Here is a 15161-nt window from a genome sequence, read left to right on the forward strand (position 1 = left end):
AGCATTTTATTGGCCGAATGGTGATCATTTGCTTGAAATAGAGCATCTGGCATTCATTAGATTTTCAGAAGTAGCAATTTTGATCGAATAGAGGGTATTGAGTTCGTTAGGGGGCTTGGGTTTGCCTCGGAACTTGGTTTTCCTCAAGGTACCTTCATTTGATGACCTAGCCGCAGGCTGGGTTTTTCTCATGCACCTGTGTGAGAATTCTGAGAGACCTGTCCTGTAGAATGTACCGGGAGCTTACATAATTTGTGAATCTTCCGGAGGAGGACAAGAAAGATATGAATGAGAGACATGCAAAGCACGGTTTAGGAAAGATAGGCGTATGGAGTATTGTAATCTTGATGGTCTATATGACCTTATTCGCGGTTCCTGTGCAAGCGGCAGATCAATGGATTCAATACGCCAAGATCGGACAAGTCAGCGATGATGTCGCTGGAACATTCGCTGGTCCGGGCGGTGTAGCAGTGGACAGCGAAAGTAATGTATACGTGGCAGATTCCAGTAATCATCGGATTCAGAAGCTGACAGCAGCGACAGGCATATGGAGCGAGTGGATGAAGGCTGGAGGCGGCTATGGCAGCGAGCTGGGGGAATTTAGTTCGCCCGTTAGTGTGGCTGTCTACAAAGCTGATATTTTGTATGTAGCTGACAGCAGTAATCATCGCATTCAGAAGCTGGATATAGCTGCAGGTACGTGGAGCGAGTGGAAGAAGAGTGATGGCAAGCCAGGAAGCGGCTTAGGTGAGTTTAGTGATCCCAAAGGGTTGGCCGTAGATAAATGGGGAAATCTCTATGTAGCTGATTCTAGAAATAATCGGATTCAGAAGCTAACAGCAGCCACAGGTGTGTGGAGCGAGTGGGCGAGCGATATCTGGGGTGGCCAAGTCCTAGGTCAGTTCAAAGATCCCAAGGGCGTGGCGGTAGACAGCAGCGGGGAGCATATCTACGTAGCCGATTCCGGAAACCATCGAATCCAGATGTTGACTGTAGCTACAGGCTTATGGAGCGAGTGGAAAAAGAATGGCGGCGGCGCAGGGAGCGGGCTGGGCGAGTTTAATCAACCATTCGGCGTTGCGCTTGACAGTGGCGATAATGTCTACGTGTCAGATTATAATAATCATCGTATCCAGAAGCGGGATGCCGCTAGTGGCGATTGGAGCGAGTGGAAGAAAAGCGGCGGTGGTTCTGGCAACGGGTTGGGTGAATTCAATCATCCCAAGGGCCTAACGGTAGATAGCAAAAGGAATGTCTACGTGGCCGATTACGATAATCATCGGATTCAGAAGCTGAGTGCGGCGGGTGAGCAGTGGAGCGAGTGGGGATATCGGGGGGCAATTATTGGACAAGGCCTCGGCGAGTTCAGATTTCCCAATGGCCTATCGCTAGATAGCAGAAATAATCTCTATGTGGCTGATTTCGGCAACCACCGCCTCCAGAAGCTGGATGCAGCTACAGGCGTGTGGAGCGAGTGGAAGAAGAGCGGCGGCGGCTCAGGAAGCGAACTGGGCGAATTCGATGGACCAACCGATGTTGCTGTAGACAAAGATAGGAACGTCTATGTGTCCGATTTCTATAATCACCGTATTCAGAAATTCACAGCAGAGACAGGTGTATGGAGTCAGTGGAAGAAGAATGGCGGCGGCTCAGGAAGCGGGCTAGGTGAGTTTGAATATCCAAGCGGTGTAGCGGTAGATAGCTATGGGAATGTCTATGTGGCTGACTACGGCAATCATCGTATTCAGAAGCTGGATGTAGCTGCAGGCGCATGGAGCGAGTGGAAGAAAAGCGGTGGCGGCTCAGGAAGCGGTCTCGGCGAATTTAACGAACCAAGCGGCGTAGAGGTAGACAGCGCTGGCAATGTGTACGTGGCGGATATGAGCAATCATCGTATTCAGAAGCTGGATGCAGATACAGGCGCATGGAGTGAGTGGAAGAAGAATGGAGGCGGACCAGGAAGCGGCCTCGGTGAATTTAATGAACCATACAGCTTGGCGGTGGATAGCGCCCAGAATGTGTATGTGGCCGATTCCAATAACAACCGCATCCAGAAGTTGAATGTTACCACGAATGTGTGGAGCGAGTGGGCGAAGCTGGGTGGTCGTCCGGGAAGCCACTTGGGTGAATTTAGGGGGCCGCTCGGTGTAGCCGTCGATAGCAGCGGGAAGCTTTACGTGGCGGATTCCGCTAATCATCGCATTCAGAAATTGGATCGCGTTACTACGCCACCAGATGCACCGACGGCTGTAACGGCTGAAGTTGTAAAAGGTGAATCGCAAGCGAAGGTGAAATTTACGGCACCTGTTAACGATGGGGGCAGCGCCATAACCGGGTACACCGTGACCGCGAATCCGGGAGGTTTAACGGCTAACGGTACAAGCAGTCCGATTACTGTCACGGGCTTGACGTATGGTACCACCTATACGTTTACGGTAATTGCAACCAACAGTGTCGGCAGCAGCCTTGTTTCTGACGTTTCTAATGCGGTAAAACCAGAAGCTGTTGTTCCCACCACGCAACCGTCCTCTTCATCAGGAGGAACGTCTGATGACTCAGATGCTATTATTCTCGTCAATGGCAAATTGGAGAATGCAGGAACGGTTAAGGTGACGAGGGTGAATTCACAGTCTGTCACAACCATCACGATGGACCAGAATAAGCTGGCAAAGAGACTTGCGGCGGAAGGTCAGCATGCGGTAGTCACGATTCCTGTGAAGGGACTATCCGATGTTGTGATTGGTGAGTTGGATGGCCGGATGGTCCGAAATATGGAAGACAACCAAGCCGTTCTGGAAATCAAAACCGATCGCGGCAGCTATAAAATACCTGCGCAGCAGCTCAATATTAAAGCGATATCCGATCAAGTCGGCAAATCAGATGATCTCCAAGAGATCAAGGTTCAGATCCAAATCGCTGTGCCGACAGCAGATATGGTGAAGGTCGTAGAGAACGCAGCAGCCCAAGGAACGTTCACGCTCATCGCACCGCCTCTGAACTTTACGGTGAGAGGGATCTATGGAGATAAGACAATCGAAGTGGCTAGTTTCAATGTCTATGTAGAGCGAACTCTGGCGATTCCGGAGGGTGTTGATCCAACCAAGATTACGACAGGCGTTGTTATTGAACCGGATGGAACGGTCCGCCATGTTCCGACGAAGGTCGTTGTGATCGATGGGAAACATTACGCCAAAGTGAGCAGCCTGACCAACAGTACCTACACGGTAGTATGGCATCCAGTGGAATTCAGCGATGTTGCTAACCATTGGGCCAAACTTCCCGTTAACAACATGGGATCACGAATGGTCATTGAAGGTACGGGCAATGGGAAGTTCAATCCTGACCGTGAGATTACCCGCGCCGAGTTTGCGGCCATCCTTGTTCGTGGACTGGGGCTTAAGTTGGAAAATGGAGCCGTGCCTTTCTCGGATGTGAAGACGTCAGATTGGTACAGCAGCGCTGTGAAGACCGCTTATGCGTACCAGTTGATCAACGGTTTTGAAGATGGTACGTTCCATCCGCTGGACCTAATTTCCCGCGAACAGGCCATGACGATGATCGCCAAAGCGATGAAGATTACGGGTCTAAAAGCGAAGCTGCCGTCTCCAGCAGCGCAAGCGGTATTACAACCATTTCAAGATGCCAATCAGGCAGCGGGATGGGCGAAGGATGGCATTGTCGATTGTTTGCAAGCAGGCATAGCAGCGGGCAGAAACGGATCAGAGATCGCCCCGAAATCGTACATCACAAGAGCTGAAGTTGCAGCCATTGTCGAGCGGCTGCTTCAAAAGTCTGACTTGATTTAGTCCCAAGAAAGTCTCATTCTCCCCTCAGAAAAGTTGAAACGTCTATCTCTAGCGATTCGTCTAATCTACTATAATGTTCACATATCTTAACTCTTGGAACCTAATAGGAGGAAGGCAGAGATGAATTATTATTTAACGAATGAGGAATTAGTGGAGGCGGGCAAACATTATCTTGGGGAATATCCAGAGCTGGCGAAGGCTTCTATTGAAAAGGCGGAGCAAGCAAGCAAAAACTTGTTTCGCGTTCCCTTTTCGATGGACATGGATCATTGGGTTGACCTGGGCGAGCCGATTGATTGGCGATATAATCCTTCCAACGATCTCGAATTCACGTGGGTGCTCAATCGGCATTGGTACATGCTGGATTTGGGCAGAGCCTATTTGATCACGCACCAAGAGGACTATGTTCATACTTTCATCAAACATCTGCGCGGCTGGATCGTGCAGAATCCTGTTCCCAAGGATCTTTCCTACGAAGAAGCTACGTTTTTTCAACAACCGGGGCCTTGGCGATTACTGGAGGTTGGACTTCGTGTTCAATCCTGGATATCGGCTTATAAATACATGGAAGGCAGTTCGGTGATTACAACTCATTTCCGCGAAGAATTTCTATCGTCACTCGTTGAGCATGCGAATTATTTGACTAGTTACTTGGGGAGCACAGAAATCAATCATGCCATCATGCATATGCAGGGCTTATTTATGATCAGCGTTTTCTATAATGAGCATCCCCGAGCATCCTTTTGGCGGCAATTTGCCACCGAGCGGCTGGAGTTATGCATGGTTCATCAGATTGACGCAGATGGTGTGCAATGCGAGTTAACGACCCATTATCACAATGGAAGTATTGAAATGTTCGGCGCTCCCTACTTGCTGGGGAAATTGTCCGGCTATCCGATGTCCGAATGGTATGCGAACAACCTTCGCAGAATGGGAGCTTTCACGCATGCGATGATCAGACCCGATCACGGGTCAACAGCCGCAGGTGATTCGGATTTAATCAGTTCCGGCACGGAGCGGCTTGCCTTATTGGGGGCCATTCTGGAAGATGAACAATGTATCGCAATGGGTGAAATGAGTTCCGAAATTCTCTGGATGTTCGGGCGAGACAGGTTTGAAAATTTCAAAAAACAACAGCAATCTTTTAAGCCTCAGCCGCCTACGACGGTATCTTTCCCGCAAACGGGTTTTTACATCATGAAGGATGAACAGAACTATTTATTTTTTGACGCGGCCTCTATGGGCGGGGCTCATGGACATGCGGATGCGCTGAATTTGGAATGGATGTGGAAGCGCAACCTGCTCTTTCTCGATCCTGGAAGATACACCTATGAAGAAGGGGAATGGCGCCGCTACTTCAAAAGCACATGCGCGCATAATACGGTTGCAGTGGATGGACTGGATCAGACGCCTTACGTAGCCTCACAGGAATGGGGAATTCCTGCGGCGGAGTGCGTGACGAACCGGTGGATAACAGGGGACGAGTATGACTTTATCGATGCTTCCCACAATGGATACCTGCGACTTGATGCCCCGGTTCAGCATCGGCGCTGGCTGCTGCTTGGGAAAAAGAGGAGCTTCATGATCGTCGTGGACTGGTTGGAATCCGAAGGGACGCATGACATTGAACAGAGATTCCAGCTTCCTCCCTCAGCGAATGCACGAATCCTTGATGAGGGGGATGCAAGGCCGAAGGCAACCATTGATTATTCCTCAGCCATTCAGCTGCGAATGCATTGGATGACGAGCAGCGATCAAAGCGATCATTTTGCTGTCGTCTGCGAACAAGGCTGGGTATCCGAAATCTATGGTGTTAAAACGGAGACATCGACAATCGTCGGTAAAGGCACAATGAACGGTAGAATGGGCATTGTGACCGTCTGTACCCCGGTTGATTTGGAGGAAGACTCCGTACAGCCAATCATCACTGGGCTAGCGATTGATCATATTCAGCAAGCTGTCTCGTTCTCCATGACAGATAAGACGGGGAATCTAGCTATTCATCTTGATTGTAATGAAATCAACTGGACTTGCTAGAAGGGGAGGATCAGACGATGTATTTGTTCAGTTATTTCAAAGAGGAAGAGGAAAAACTGTTTATAGCTTCGAGCCATGACGGCCTGCAATGGAATGAAAGCAACGGCGGAATGTCTTTATTTGAATCCAATGTGGGAACGAAACAAATGCGGGATCCTTTTCTTCTGGAGGACGAAGAGGGGGTATTTCATCTTGTTTGGACAGACGGCTGGCGCAGCTTGAGCATCGGATACGCACGGTCTAGCGACTTGGTGAATTGGCACGATGCCAAGCTGATTTCAGTTATGGAGCACCTCCCACTAACACAGAACACATGGGCGCCGGAAATCTTCTATGACACGATGCTGCGGGCGTATCGGATTATTTGGTCTTCCACTGTCGGCGTGGGGCCGCGAAACCATCGGATTTGGTCCGTGACGACTTCTAATTTCGAATCGTTCTCTGAGGCCTCCCTGTACTTTGATCCTGGATACAATGTAATCGACGCCAGTGTCACCGACATGGGTGAGTACTATTATATGCTCTACAAAGATGAGCGTGGGCAGAACGAAAAGGGAACCGCATTTAAGGCAATTCGTTCCTGTCGCGTCGCTAAGGAAGATAGCAACAGAAGCAACAAACCTTCCGTTACGGAGGTATCTGAACTTCTGACGCCTGAGCTTACGGAGGGACCCACGATGTATGCCATGGAGGAAGACGGGAGTACCCAATGGATCATGCTGGTGGACGGCTTTCAGGAGCAGTACTACAGTGCTTATCAATCCGTTGACCTGGACAAGTGGGAGGATGTAACCCACAAGATTCAGCTGCCGCCAGGTGCAAGGCATGGTGCCGTTATGAAGCTGAAAACAGCAAGGAAGCTTGAAATTCTATTTAAATAAAGAAGATTGTAAACAAGCCGCGGAGCTAACTCTGCGGCTTGTTTGCGTTTGCTGAGGATGGCGAGGAGAGTCGCAGTATGGAAAAGTAGCTGGAGGGTTAGACGATGCGGCAGTGGGCTGGGGTTAGCCTCAAGGTACATGGACCGGGCGACCTAGCCGCAGGCTGGGTTGTTCAAAGTGGCGTCCACCGCAGCTTACTTTGCTACGACAGCTTTCGGTCCCAAAGGGCATCTAATGAACTGTAAGATGCTTATAGACCGGAAAATGGCTACTATGGAGATTTAATGAACGGAGTTGGCGCTATCGAGCACTTTTTTTGCGAAATGCTGATCATTTGGTTGTAATAGAGCATCTGGGATTCATTAGATTTTCAGAATGAGCGATTTTGAGCGAATAGAGGGTATTGAGTTCGTTAGGGGCTTGGGCTTGCCTCAAGGTACATGGACCGGGCGAACTAGCCGCAGGCTGGGTTGTTCAAAGTGGCGTCAACTGCAGCTTACTTTGCTACGACAGCTTTCGGTCCCAAAGGGCATCTAATGAACTGTAAGATGCTTATAGACCCGAAAATGGCTACTTTGGAGATTTAATGAACGGAGTTGGCGCTATCGAGCACTTTTTTTGCGGAAAGGTGATCATTTGGTTGTAATAGAGCTTCTGGGATTCATTAGATTTTCAGAATGAGCGATTTTGGCCGAATAGAGGGTACTGAGTTCGTTAGGGGCTTGGGCTTGGGCTGGCGCTTGCCTCAAGGTACATGGACCGAGCGACCTAGCCGCAGGCTGGGTTGTTCATAGCCATGATAAAACAGTTGAATTGTCCTACGGATACAGTTGAATAGCCGCTCCCGTACCTTAGCGGGGTTGTACTATGCTTGGAATACATACACCAAAAGGAGCAGATGCGCGATGCGAAAAAGGTTTTCTCTTTTTAATTCCTATGTCTTCATTTTTCCTAGTCTATTCTTGACTTTGGCGCTTGGGATCTATCCAATTATTTGGGCGCTTCGTTATATGTTTTACGATTATCAAGGGTTCGGAGACATGAAGTTTATCGGGCTTGATAATTTCTCGCGATTATTTCGGGATCAGGAATTTTGGCATTCCGTCTATAACACGTTCATCTATGCCGCCGGGAAAATTATTATTGTCCTGCCCATTTCCCTTGTGCTTGCCGTCATTTTGAACAAAGGGCTCAAGGGCAAAGTATTTCTGCGGGCTGTCTATTTCATGCCGACTATTATCAGTACGTCGGTGATGTCGATCGTGTTTTTCACCATATTTAATTCGTATAACGGACTACTCAATCAATTCCTGATCAAGTATGGCGTGATCTCCCAAGCAATTGATTGGCTGGGACCGAATTACGCTATGGTGACTGTGATTATTACGGCAATCTGGGGGGCAATCGGCAACTATATGCTGCTGTTTATCGCCGGATTGCAAGGGATTCCTGATGATCTATATGAGAGTGCTTCCATCGATGGAGCGAATGCCGTACAGAAATTTTGGAGCATTACAATTCCTATGTTGGGACCTGTTCTGCAAATGATTATTATGCTCGCCATCATTACGGCGCTGAAAGGGTATGAGAGCATTATGGTGCTGACCGAGGGCGGCCCCTTCGGCAAAACCGATGTCATGTACCTATACGTGTACAAATTGTTCTTCCCGGTTTCCGCTTCTACTTCGACTGTACAACAGATCGGTTACGGTAGTGCAGCAGGGTTTGTAACGGCTATGATTGTTGGACTCATTACGATTGTCTATTTCTATTTGTCCAAACGGTTGAATCGGGATTAAGAAAAGGAGGGACTGCATGATGCAAATGAATACGAAATCCGGTGTTATCAGAAGCGGATACTTCACTGGACAAACATTGAAATGGATATTTCTGCTGGTCATAGCTTTCTTTACGCTGTTTCCAATCGTTATGGCGATTCTAGGCTCTTTTAAAACGAATGCAGAGTTAACGACGGGGGCAACCCTGCTGCCGGCTGTCTGGAAGTTCTCCAACTACGCGACGGCGTGGAAGCAGGCGAACTTTGCCCGCTTTACGTGGAACAGCCTTTTTATCAGCACAATTGTGACGATCGGTACGCTGCTCGTCGCCACGATGTCCGCGTATGCGGTCGACCGCACGAAATTCCCCGGCAAAAGATTCTACGTGGCGCTGCAAGCAAGTACGATGTTCATTTCCATCGGTGCGGTAGTGCTGAGACCACAGTTCGATCTCATGGTCAAGCTTGGCCTGAATAAATCGCTGTGGGGGGTCATCCTCATTTTAATCAGCGCGCATGCCACGGTTTACTTTATGCTGATCGGCTTTTTTAAGGCGATTCCCAAGGATCTGGACGAGGCTGCGTACATCGATGGCTGCAATTTCTATACGGTTTATTGGCGGATTATTCTACCGCTGCTGAGTCCTGCACTTGGCGTTACAGCGCTGTTCACGTTCCGCGGCGCATGGAATGAATACATCCTGCCGCTGGTGTTCACCATGACGAATCCTAAGCTGCAAACATTGACAGTGGGGCTGGCCAACTTGCGCTATGGGATCGGCGCAGCTGCGGAATCACACCTCATGATGGCGGGCGCGTGTCTTTCCTTCCTGCCGATTCTCGTTGTCTACGTTCTGGCGAACAAGTCATTCATCCAGGTAACCGCCGGAAGTGTTAAAGGATAAAGGAGACTCTAAGGAAAGTGTTTTACCCCACTATCAAAAGTTGATTTGTCCTTCACGGTTCCAGGTGTAGAGCAATTAAGATGAAAGCAGTTACATTTTTGTTATAAAGCAAGTCATAAGGTAAACTAAATTAGGAGGGTTTCACAACATGAAGAGAAATGTAGTGTTAAGCACGCTGCTTGGCGTAACGATGGTCGCTTCCCTAGCGGCTTGTGGTGGACAAACCGATAAGCCCAAAAGCACGGCAACTGCATCCGCAGGGGCTGGCGGAGCAAAGACGAAACTGACGTATTGGACGGTTGACCGTCACGATGCGGATTACATGAAGGAAGTCATCAAAAAATTCAATGAAACGAACAAGGACAATATTGAAGTCGAAATGACAGTTCTTGCCGATAACTTTAATCAGTCCGTCGATATCGCTTTTGCAAGCAACCAGGCGCCCGACATTTTGCGAACAAATGATTTCCCAGGGTTTGTGAAGAAAGGTTATTTACAGCCGATCAATGACTTGATGACGGACGAAATGAAGAAGCGCTACAACAATTTGCTGGTTGAAGAAATGAATACGATGGATGGCAGCATATACTCACTTCCGAATACAGGGCAATATTGGAGATTGATTTATAACGTGGATCTCTTCAAAAAAGCCGGCATCACCGAGCCGCCGAAAACGATGAAAGAATTGGTCGAGGATGCCAAGAAGATTACGGAAGCAGGCAAAGATATTGGCGCCTATGGCTTCGCGGAAAACTTCAAAAATCCAGCGTCCGCCTTCGGCCGGATTGCCAATCCGATCGGATCGTTAAGCGGAACGTCTGTGGTAGATGGCTATAACTATAAAACAGGGCAATTCGATTTCAATACGTACAAGCCGATTGTTGAGGCGCTTCGTCAAATGAAGCAAGAAGGCAGCATGCTGCCTGGTGTGGAGTCGCTCGATATTGATCCGCTGCGCGCGCAGTTCGCTGCTGGCAAGATCGGGATGTATTTCAACCACTCCGGGGAACCTGCTGTATACCAAAGCCAATTCCCGACCAAAATTAACTGGAGTGCTGCACTGCCGCCGACGATCGATGGCAACCAACGAGGGACCGTGTCTGTGATTGCCGGGAACTATATCGGGATCAGCAAAAGCACGGCCAACAAAGATAAAGCTTGGAAATTCCTGCAATACATCTATAATCTAGATTTCCAAAAGGAATATCATGAAAAAGGATACGGGATCTCAATTGTGCCTGACGTCAATGCGGTTGCCAAAAAGCCGACAACACAGGGTATCGAAGGATTCTTGCCTACAAAATTCGATGCGCTGTACGCGCCAACACCGCTTAACGTGACGGATACGAAGGTAGAAGGAATCAAATTCGGCAACGCCATCATGAAATATATGCTTGAAGGCGGAGATGTGGACAAGATGCTGACCGATTTGACCACCCGTTACAATGCGGGACTGGAGAAAGCACGTACGGCGGGCGATACGAAGACCAAAGCGAATCCGAGCTTCGATCCGAATAAGCTGCAAGGCAGCCTCGCGAAGTAAATTTTCAACCGATCGCAGACTTGATACCAATATGGCAAGGGGCGCGCCGCCGAAAGCAGCGCGTCTCTTATCTTTATTGAATAACTAGAAGGGGAGGGGACAGTTTGAAAAGATGGTATTATCAGCTTTCTCTTCGCCAACGGCTGCGTATTTCCGTTCTGATGCTGACCATTCTCTCCATTGCATTAACGGGTATTATGTCTTATTGGATTGCCTTTAGATCGACAGAAAGGGGGGCATTTATTTCCAGTCAGAATACGTTGAATAAATCGGCGCGTGTGTTGGACGAGAAGCTTAGACACATCATTGTGGCAGCTTCCTCCATGATGCTAAGTGATCCATTTAAGTTAGCGATGGACGACGTATCGGCGAATGTGGCCGCAAACTACTATACGCGATTATCCTCACTGCAAACACCTCTTGGACAAATGAAGTTGATCGAGCCGTCGATTCAATCTGTTTTGATCTATACGCCAGTCGGCGAACTGTTTGCTACAAATGATCTTAGGAACAGTCAGGTTAGCCTTAGGGATACGACCTTGGCTCGTTATTTGGATAGGACGGATCGTGTCGTTTGGGTGGAAGATCATGAGGACCTCCTGTTCTCGGGGAAACAGAGGGTCATATCGATGGTCATGAAGCCTGTCACGGATCACAATGTACGGGATGTTTATGTCGTCGTTAATGTGAAAGAAGACGCAATCCGCAGTGTCGTTACGGATGATTTGCTCGACCATGCCAGTACGTATTTTCTGATTTCACGGGGTGGTGAGACCGTTCTGCCGATCAATAGCCCGAGGTCGGCCGTTCAAGATGATCCAGTTTTTCTAGCACAATTGCAATCTCAAGATCGCGGATTTTTCAAATACAACCTTGCAGGCAAGCCTTATTTAGTCAATTATTCGCGGCTGACCATGACCGACAACTGGACAATGGTTAGTTTGCAAACCCAATCGGATCTGCTGCGTCAGGTGAACAAGATCAAAACAACCACGCTCATTATCATGCTTTGCTGTGTTGTATTGGCCTTCATCTTGTCCAATGTCATCTCGAGCGTGCTGCTCAAGCCGCTGCATAAGCTGCAAGGACTGATGAAAAAGGTAGAAAACAATAACCTGGAGGTAAGGTTTTCCAGTCACTACAAGGATGAGGTCACGCAGGTAGGGTTGAAATTTAACCGCATGCTGGAAGAAATCGCCTCGCTTATTGAGAATGTGAAGGATGCCGAATTCGAGAAGCGCAAGATGGAAGCGAAAGCGCTCCAGGCGCAGATCGATCCGCATTTTCTATACAATACCTTAAACACGATTCTGTGGAAGTCGGAGTCCGCTCAGAACCATGACGTTTCCGAGATGATTGCCTCGCTCTCGCTGCTGTTCCAGCTAGGTCTCAACGGCGGCAACGAAATGACGACGTTATCCAAAGAAATAGACCACGTCAGGCAATATTTGACGATTCAGCAAAAATGCTACGAGGATTTGTTTCAATACACGATTGAAGTGGAGGATGACTTGCTGCTGGAGGAAGCCATATTGAAAATTATCTTGCAGCCGCTGGTGGAGAACTCCATTCTGCACGGATTTCAGGAAATGGAACAAATGGGGGTCATCAGGATCTCTATTACACGTTCAGCTTCTTGTTTGCTGCTTAAGGTGGAAGATAACGGCGCAGGCATGGACGTCCAACCCGTCATGGCGAATATGCGGGTCGAGCATCCGCCACAGAAAAGCTATGCCCTTCGTAATGTCTATGGACGATTGCGGCTGCATTACGGCAGTGAGGCTAACATCGAATTGTCCAGCGAACCCTATGTATCTACCTCGGTCACACTAATCATACCACTAGCAGATGAGGGATATAACGATGATGACAGAACTTAGGATGTGTGTAATTGATGATATCAAGACAGTGGTGGAAGGGATCACAGGTCAAATTGATTGGGAGTCGCATGGTATTCGCATTGCCGGAACAGCGAGCAACGGCGAGAAGGGCATTGAACTCATCCACAGAACGGAGCCCCACATCGTCCTGACCGATATTCGCATGCCCAAAATAAACGGTTTGGAGATGACCAAGCAGGTTCTGAAAAAACTTCCGCGCACGAGAATTGTTTTTCTAAGCGGATATACCGACTTTGAGTACGCGCAGCAGGCCGTTCAGCTTGGCGCTTTTGATTATATTGTTAAACCCTATACACCGAGAAAAATTATTGAAGTGGTCCTAAAGGCGAAATTGTCGATTGAAGAAGAAATAGGCGAAACGCAGCGGTATCATGAAATGGAAAGAAAGCTGCGGGAAAGCTTGCCGTATCTGAGGCAGGAATATTTCCAACTGCTGCTGCAATTTCGAACGACACCGGAACAAGCGGTCAAACGCTGGGACTTTTTGAACATCGGATTGGAACGGGAGCACTTCGTTGTTATGCTGACGGAAATCGATCAGTTTGCCGAACAAACCGAGACTTTGCCTGTGCAGGAGGTAGAGTTGATTCGATTTACTGTACAAAACATTTTGGAAGAAACATTAAGGAGTTTCACCAAAGGATTTGTGTTCCGTGATAACACGAACCGGTTTGTCGCCATCTTCAATCTGCCCGATTCCCTAAGCGTAGAAGCCATTGCCGAACAGTGTCGTGAAAATGTAGAGAAGTATTCCAGATATACGGTGTCCCTGGGTCTTGGGGAAGAGGTTTTGGCGATACATCAAATTTCGTATTCCTATGAGCAGGCGCTCTCTGCTCTTTCTTACAGTTTCTATACGGGCGGCAATACGGTATACAGCTATCAAAATATGAGTACGGAGCACGAAACGGCGCCGCGCTACTCGCCAGAGAAGGAAAAAGAGCTTTTCTATTGTCTGCGATCCGGCAACATGAACAAAGCATTTGATATCGTCGACGAGCTATTTGAGGAAACCGTGACGAGCGTCGTACCTCCGGCGCCAGAGGCGGTGAAGGGGTACTGCGATGATTTGGCTTTTCTGATCAATCGTGTTTTCTCGGAGAAACTCACTTCGGAAGAAATGAAACAGATCGAACGTCAGTTGATGCAAATCAAAAATCTATCCTTGTATAAGCTCAAAGAGCTCCAAGGTAATATCAAAGAACTGTGCAGGATCGGCTGCGAATTGATTCAGAAACGCCATGTGGAGGATGCGAACCAAGTGGTGGAGCAGGTGATTGCGCATATCCGTCAACATGTCGCCTCCAACATGACGGTTAATGATTATGCTAAGCTCGTATATTTGAGCGGCAGCTATTTTGCCAATCTGTTCAAGAAAGTCACAGGGATGACCGTCGTTCAGTTTGTGACAACAGAGCGGATGGAGCAGGCCAAGATTATGCTCGCCCAAGGCAAACAAGTGCAGGAAATCGCCCAAGCCCTTGGATACGAAGACAGGCCGCATTTCAGTGAATTGTTTAAAAAACATACAGGCAGGACACCTTCTGAATTCAAACAGTTGTATAGCGCAAAGTAGGGAGTAGCGCCGCGCTGCGTCGTTTGGAGCAGTCCCCTTAACGAGCGTGGAAAGGCCACCCCTTCAGTGAGTGTGGAGAGGGCAGCCGCGCCTGCTAACGAACTGTATCATCCTTATTGACGCGAAAACGGCTGCTTTTTCTATCTAATGAACTCTAGCCATGTTATGAAGCAGAATAGAGGCGGAATCGTGATCATTTACCTACAATAACGCATCTGGAATTCTTTAAAATTTCAAATGTGCCCATTTTGGCCAAATAAGGGTTATGGAGTTCGTAATAAAACAAGGCTGCCGCGAAATAACCGGCAGCCTTGTTTGCGCTATTGCTTGTTGCGGTAAGTGCGCGGCGTCGTGCCGACGAGTTTTTTGAAGGCGCGTCCGAAATACGAAAAGCTGTTAAAGCCGACCGATTGCGATATTTCCGTAATCGGCATATTGGTGTTCGCGAGCAGCCGCTTCGCTCCTTTTTCAAAGAGTTTATATGTTTTGGAGTGAACGCAGAGTTACTTCAGCTGCCTCGCGCGGAGGGAACTACAGTGCGCTATTATTGAGAAAAGTGGCATTATTGCTATTAAGAGGGAACTACAGTTCGCTATTTTGCTATTTCATCAGAAGCTTTGCAAAATATATGACATGATAAGGCATTGTGCTCCTTAGCGGCTGATTCACCTTTACGGAGCACATGCCGACTAGGAGGAAATTCAAAAAAATTTATAATAAGGTTTATATTTACAG

10 protein-coding genes are annotated in these 15161 nt (G+C 48.3%); 9 read left to right on the forward strand and 1 reads right to left on the reverse strand.

Annotated elements, in window-relative coordinates:
• Positions 1 to 284 precede the first annotated feature (284 nt).
• From IEY34_RS28405 to IEY34_RS28445, 9 genes are all read left to right on the forward strand, one after another.
• Positions 285 to 3806 (forward strand): S-layer homology domain-containing protein, encoded by a 3522-nt coding sequence (locus IEY34_RS28405; protein ID WP_189018471.1) that lies wholly within the window; start codon positions 285 to 287, stop codon positions 3804 to 3806.
• Between the two features lie 120 nt (positions 3807 to 3926).
• Positions 3927 to 5843, forward strand: a complete 1917-nt coding sequence (locus tag IEY34_RS28410; RefSeq protein ID WP_189018473.1) for an alginate lyase family protein — start codon at positions 3927 to 3929, stop codon at positions 5841 to 5843.
• Positions 5844 to 5860: 17 nt separating this feature from the next.
• On the forward strand, positions 5861 to 6724 hold the full coding sequence (locus IEY34_RS28415; protein ID WP_189018475.1) for a glycoside hydrolase family 43 protein: 864 nt from the start codon (positions 5861 to 5863) through the stop codon (positions 6722 to 6724).
• A gap of 104 nt (positions 6725 to 6828) precedes the next feature.
• Positions 6829 to 6969: a hypothetical protein gene (locus IEY34_RS28420; protein WP_189018477.1), complete on the forward strand. Its 141-nt coding sequence runs from the start codon at positions 6829 to 6831 to the stop codon at positions 6967 to 6969.
• A gap of 660 nt (positions 6970 to 7629) precedes the next feature.
• Positions 7630 to 8523: a carbohydrate ABC transporter permease gene (locus IEY34_RS28425; protein WP_189018479.1), complete on the forward strand. Its 894-nt coding sequence runs from the start codon at positions 7630 to 7632 to the stop codon at positions 8521 to 8523.
• 25 nt (positions 8524 to 8548) lie between these two features.
• A complete protein-coding gene (locus IEY34_RS28430; RefSeq protein ID WP_373291361.1) occupies positions 8549 to 9406 on the forward strand; it encodes a carbohydrate ABC transporter permease in 858 nt (285 codons plus the stop codon).
• A gap of 148 nt (positions 9407 to 9554) precedes the next feature.
• Positions 9555 to 10949 carry an ABC transporter substrate-binding protein gene (locus tag IEY34_RS28435; RefSeq protein WP_189018483.1) on the forward strand — a complete coding sequence of 465 codons (1395 nt, stop codon included), beginning with the start codon at positions 9555 to 9557 and terminating at the stop codon, positions 10947 to 10949.
• Positions 10950 to 11053: 104 nt separating this feature from the next.
• Entirely contained in the window at positions 11054 to 12829 is a 1776-nt protein-coding gene (locus tag IEY34_RS28440) for a sensor histidine kinase (protein WP_189018485.1), read from the forward strand.
• A complete protein-coding gene (locus IEY34_RS28445; protein ID WP_189018486.1) occupies positions 12813 to 14426 on the forward strand; it encodes a response regulator in 1614 nt (537 codons plus the stop codon). Before IEY34_RS28440 ends, IEY34_RS28445 begins: the two co-directional genes overlap by 17 nt.
• 320 nt (positions 14427 to 14746) lie before the next feature.
• On the opposite strand, the gene IEY34_RS28450 is transcribed toward IEY34_RS28445, so the two are convergent.
• A complete protein-coding gene (locus tag IEY34_RS28450; protein WP_268240194.1) occupies positions 14747 to 14878 on the reverse strand; it encodes a helix-turn-helix domain-containing protein in 132 nt (43 codons plus the stop codon).
• Between the last annotated feature and the right edge of the window lie 283 nt (positions 14879 to 15161).

Source organism: Paenibacillus marchantiophytorum (assembly GCF_014640555.1).
Lineage (GTDB): Bacteria > Bacillota > Bacilli > Paenibacillales > NBRC-103111 > Paenibacillus_E > Paenibacillus_E marchantiophytorum.

What these genes read in the sequence shown, in the direction of transcription:
- IEY34_RS28415 (WP_189018475.1), top strand. Translation starts at nt 5,861, where the DNA reads ATGTATTTGTTCAGTTATTTCAAAGAGGAAGAGGAAAAACTGTTTATA.
- IEY34_RS28445 (WP_189018486.1), top strand. Translation starts at nt 12,813, where the DNA reads ATGATGACAGAACTTAGGATGTGTGTAATTGATGATATCAAGACAGTG.
- IEY34_RS28420 (WP_189018477.1), top strand. Translation starts at nt 6,829, where the DNA reads ATGCGGCAGTGGGCTGGGGTTAGCCTCAAGGTACATGGACCGGGCGAC.
- IEY34_RS28410 (WP_189018473.1), top strand. Translation starts at nt 3,927, where the DNA reads ATGAATTATTATTTAACGAATGAGGAATTAGTGGAGGCGGGCAAACAT.
- IEY34_RS28425 (WP_189018479.1), top strand. Translation starts at nt 7,630, where the DNA reads ATGCGAAAAAGGTTTTCTCTTTTTAATTCCTATGTCTTCATTTTTCCT.
- IEY34_RS28430 (WP_373291361.1), top strand. Translation starts at nt 8,549, where the DNA reads ATGAATACGAAATCCGGTGTTATCAGAAGCGGATACTTCACTGGACAA.
- IEY34_RS28405 (WP_189018471.1), top strand. Translation starts at nt 285, where the DNA reads ATGAATGAGAGACATGCAAAGCACGGTTTAGGAAAGATAGGCGTATGG.
- IEY34_RS28435 (WP_189018483.1), top strand. Translation starts at nt 9,555, where the DNA reads ATGAAGAGAAATGTAGTGTTAAGCACGCTGCTTGGCGTAACGATGGTC.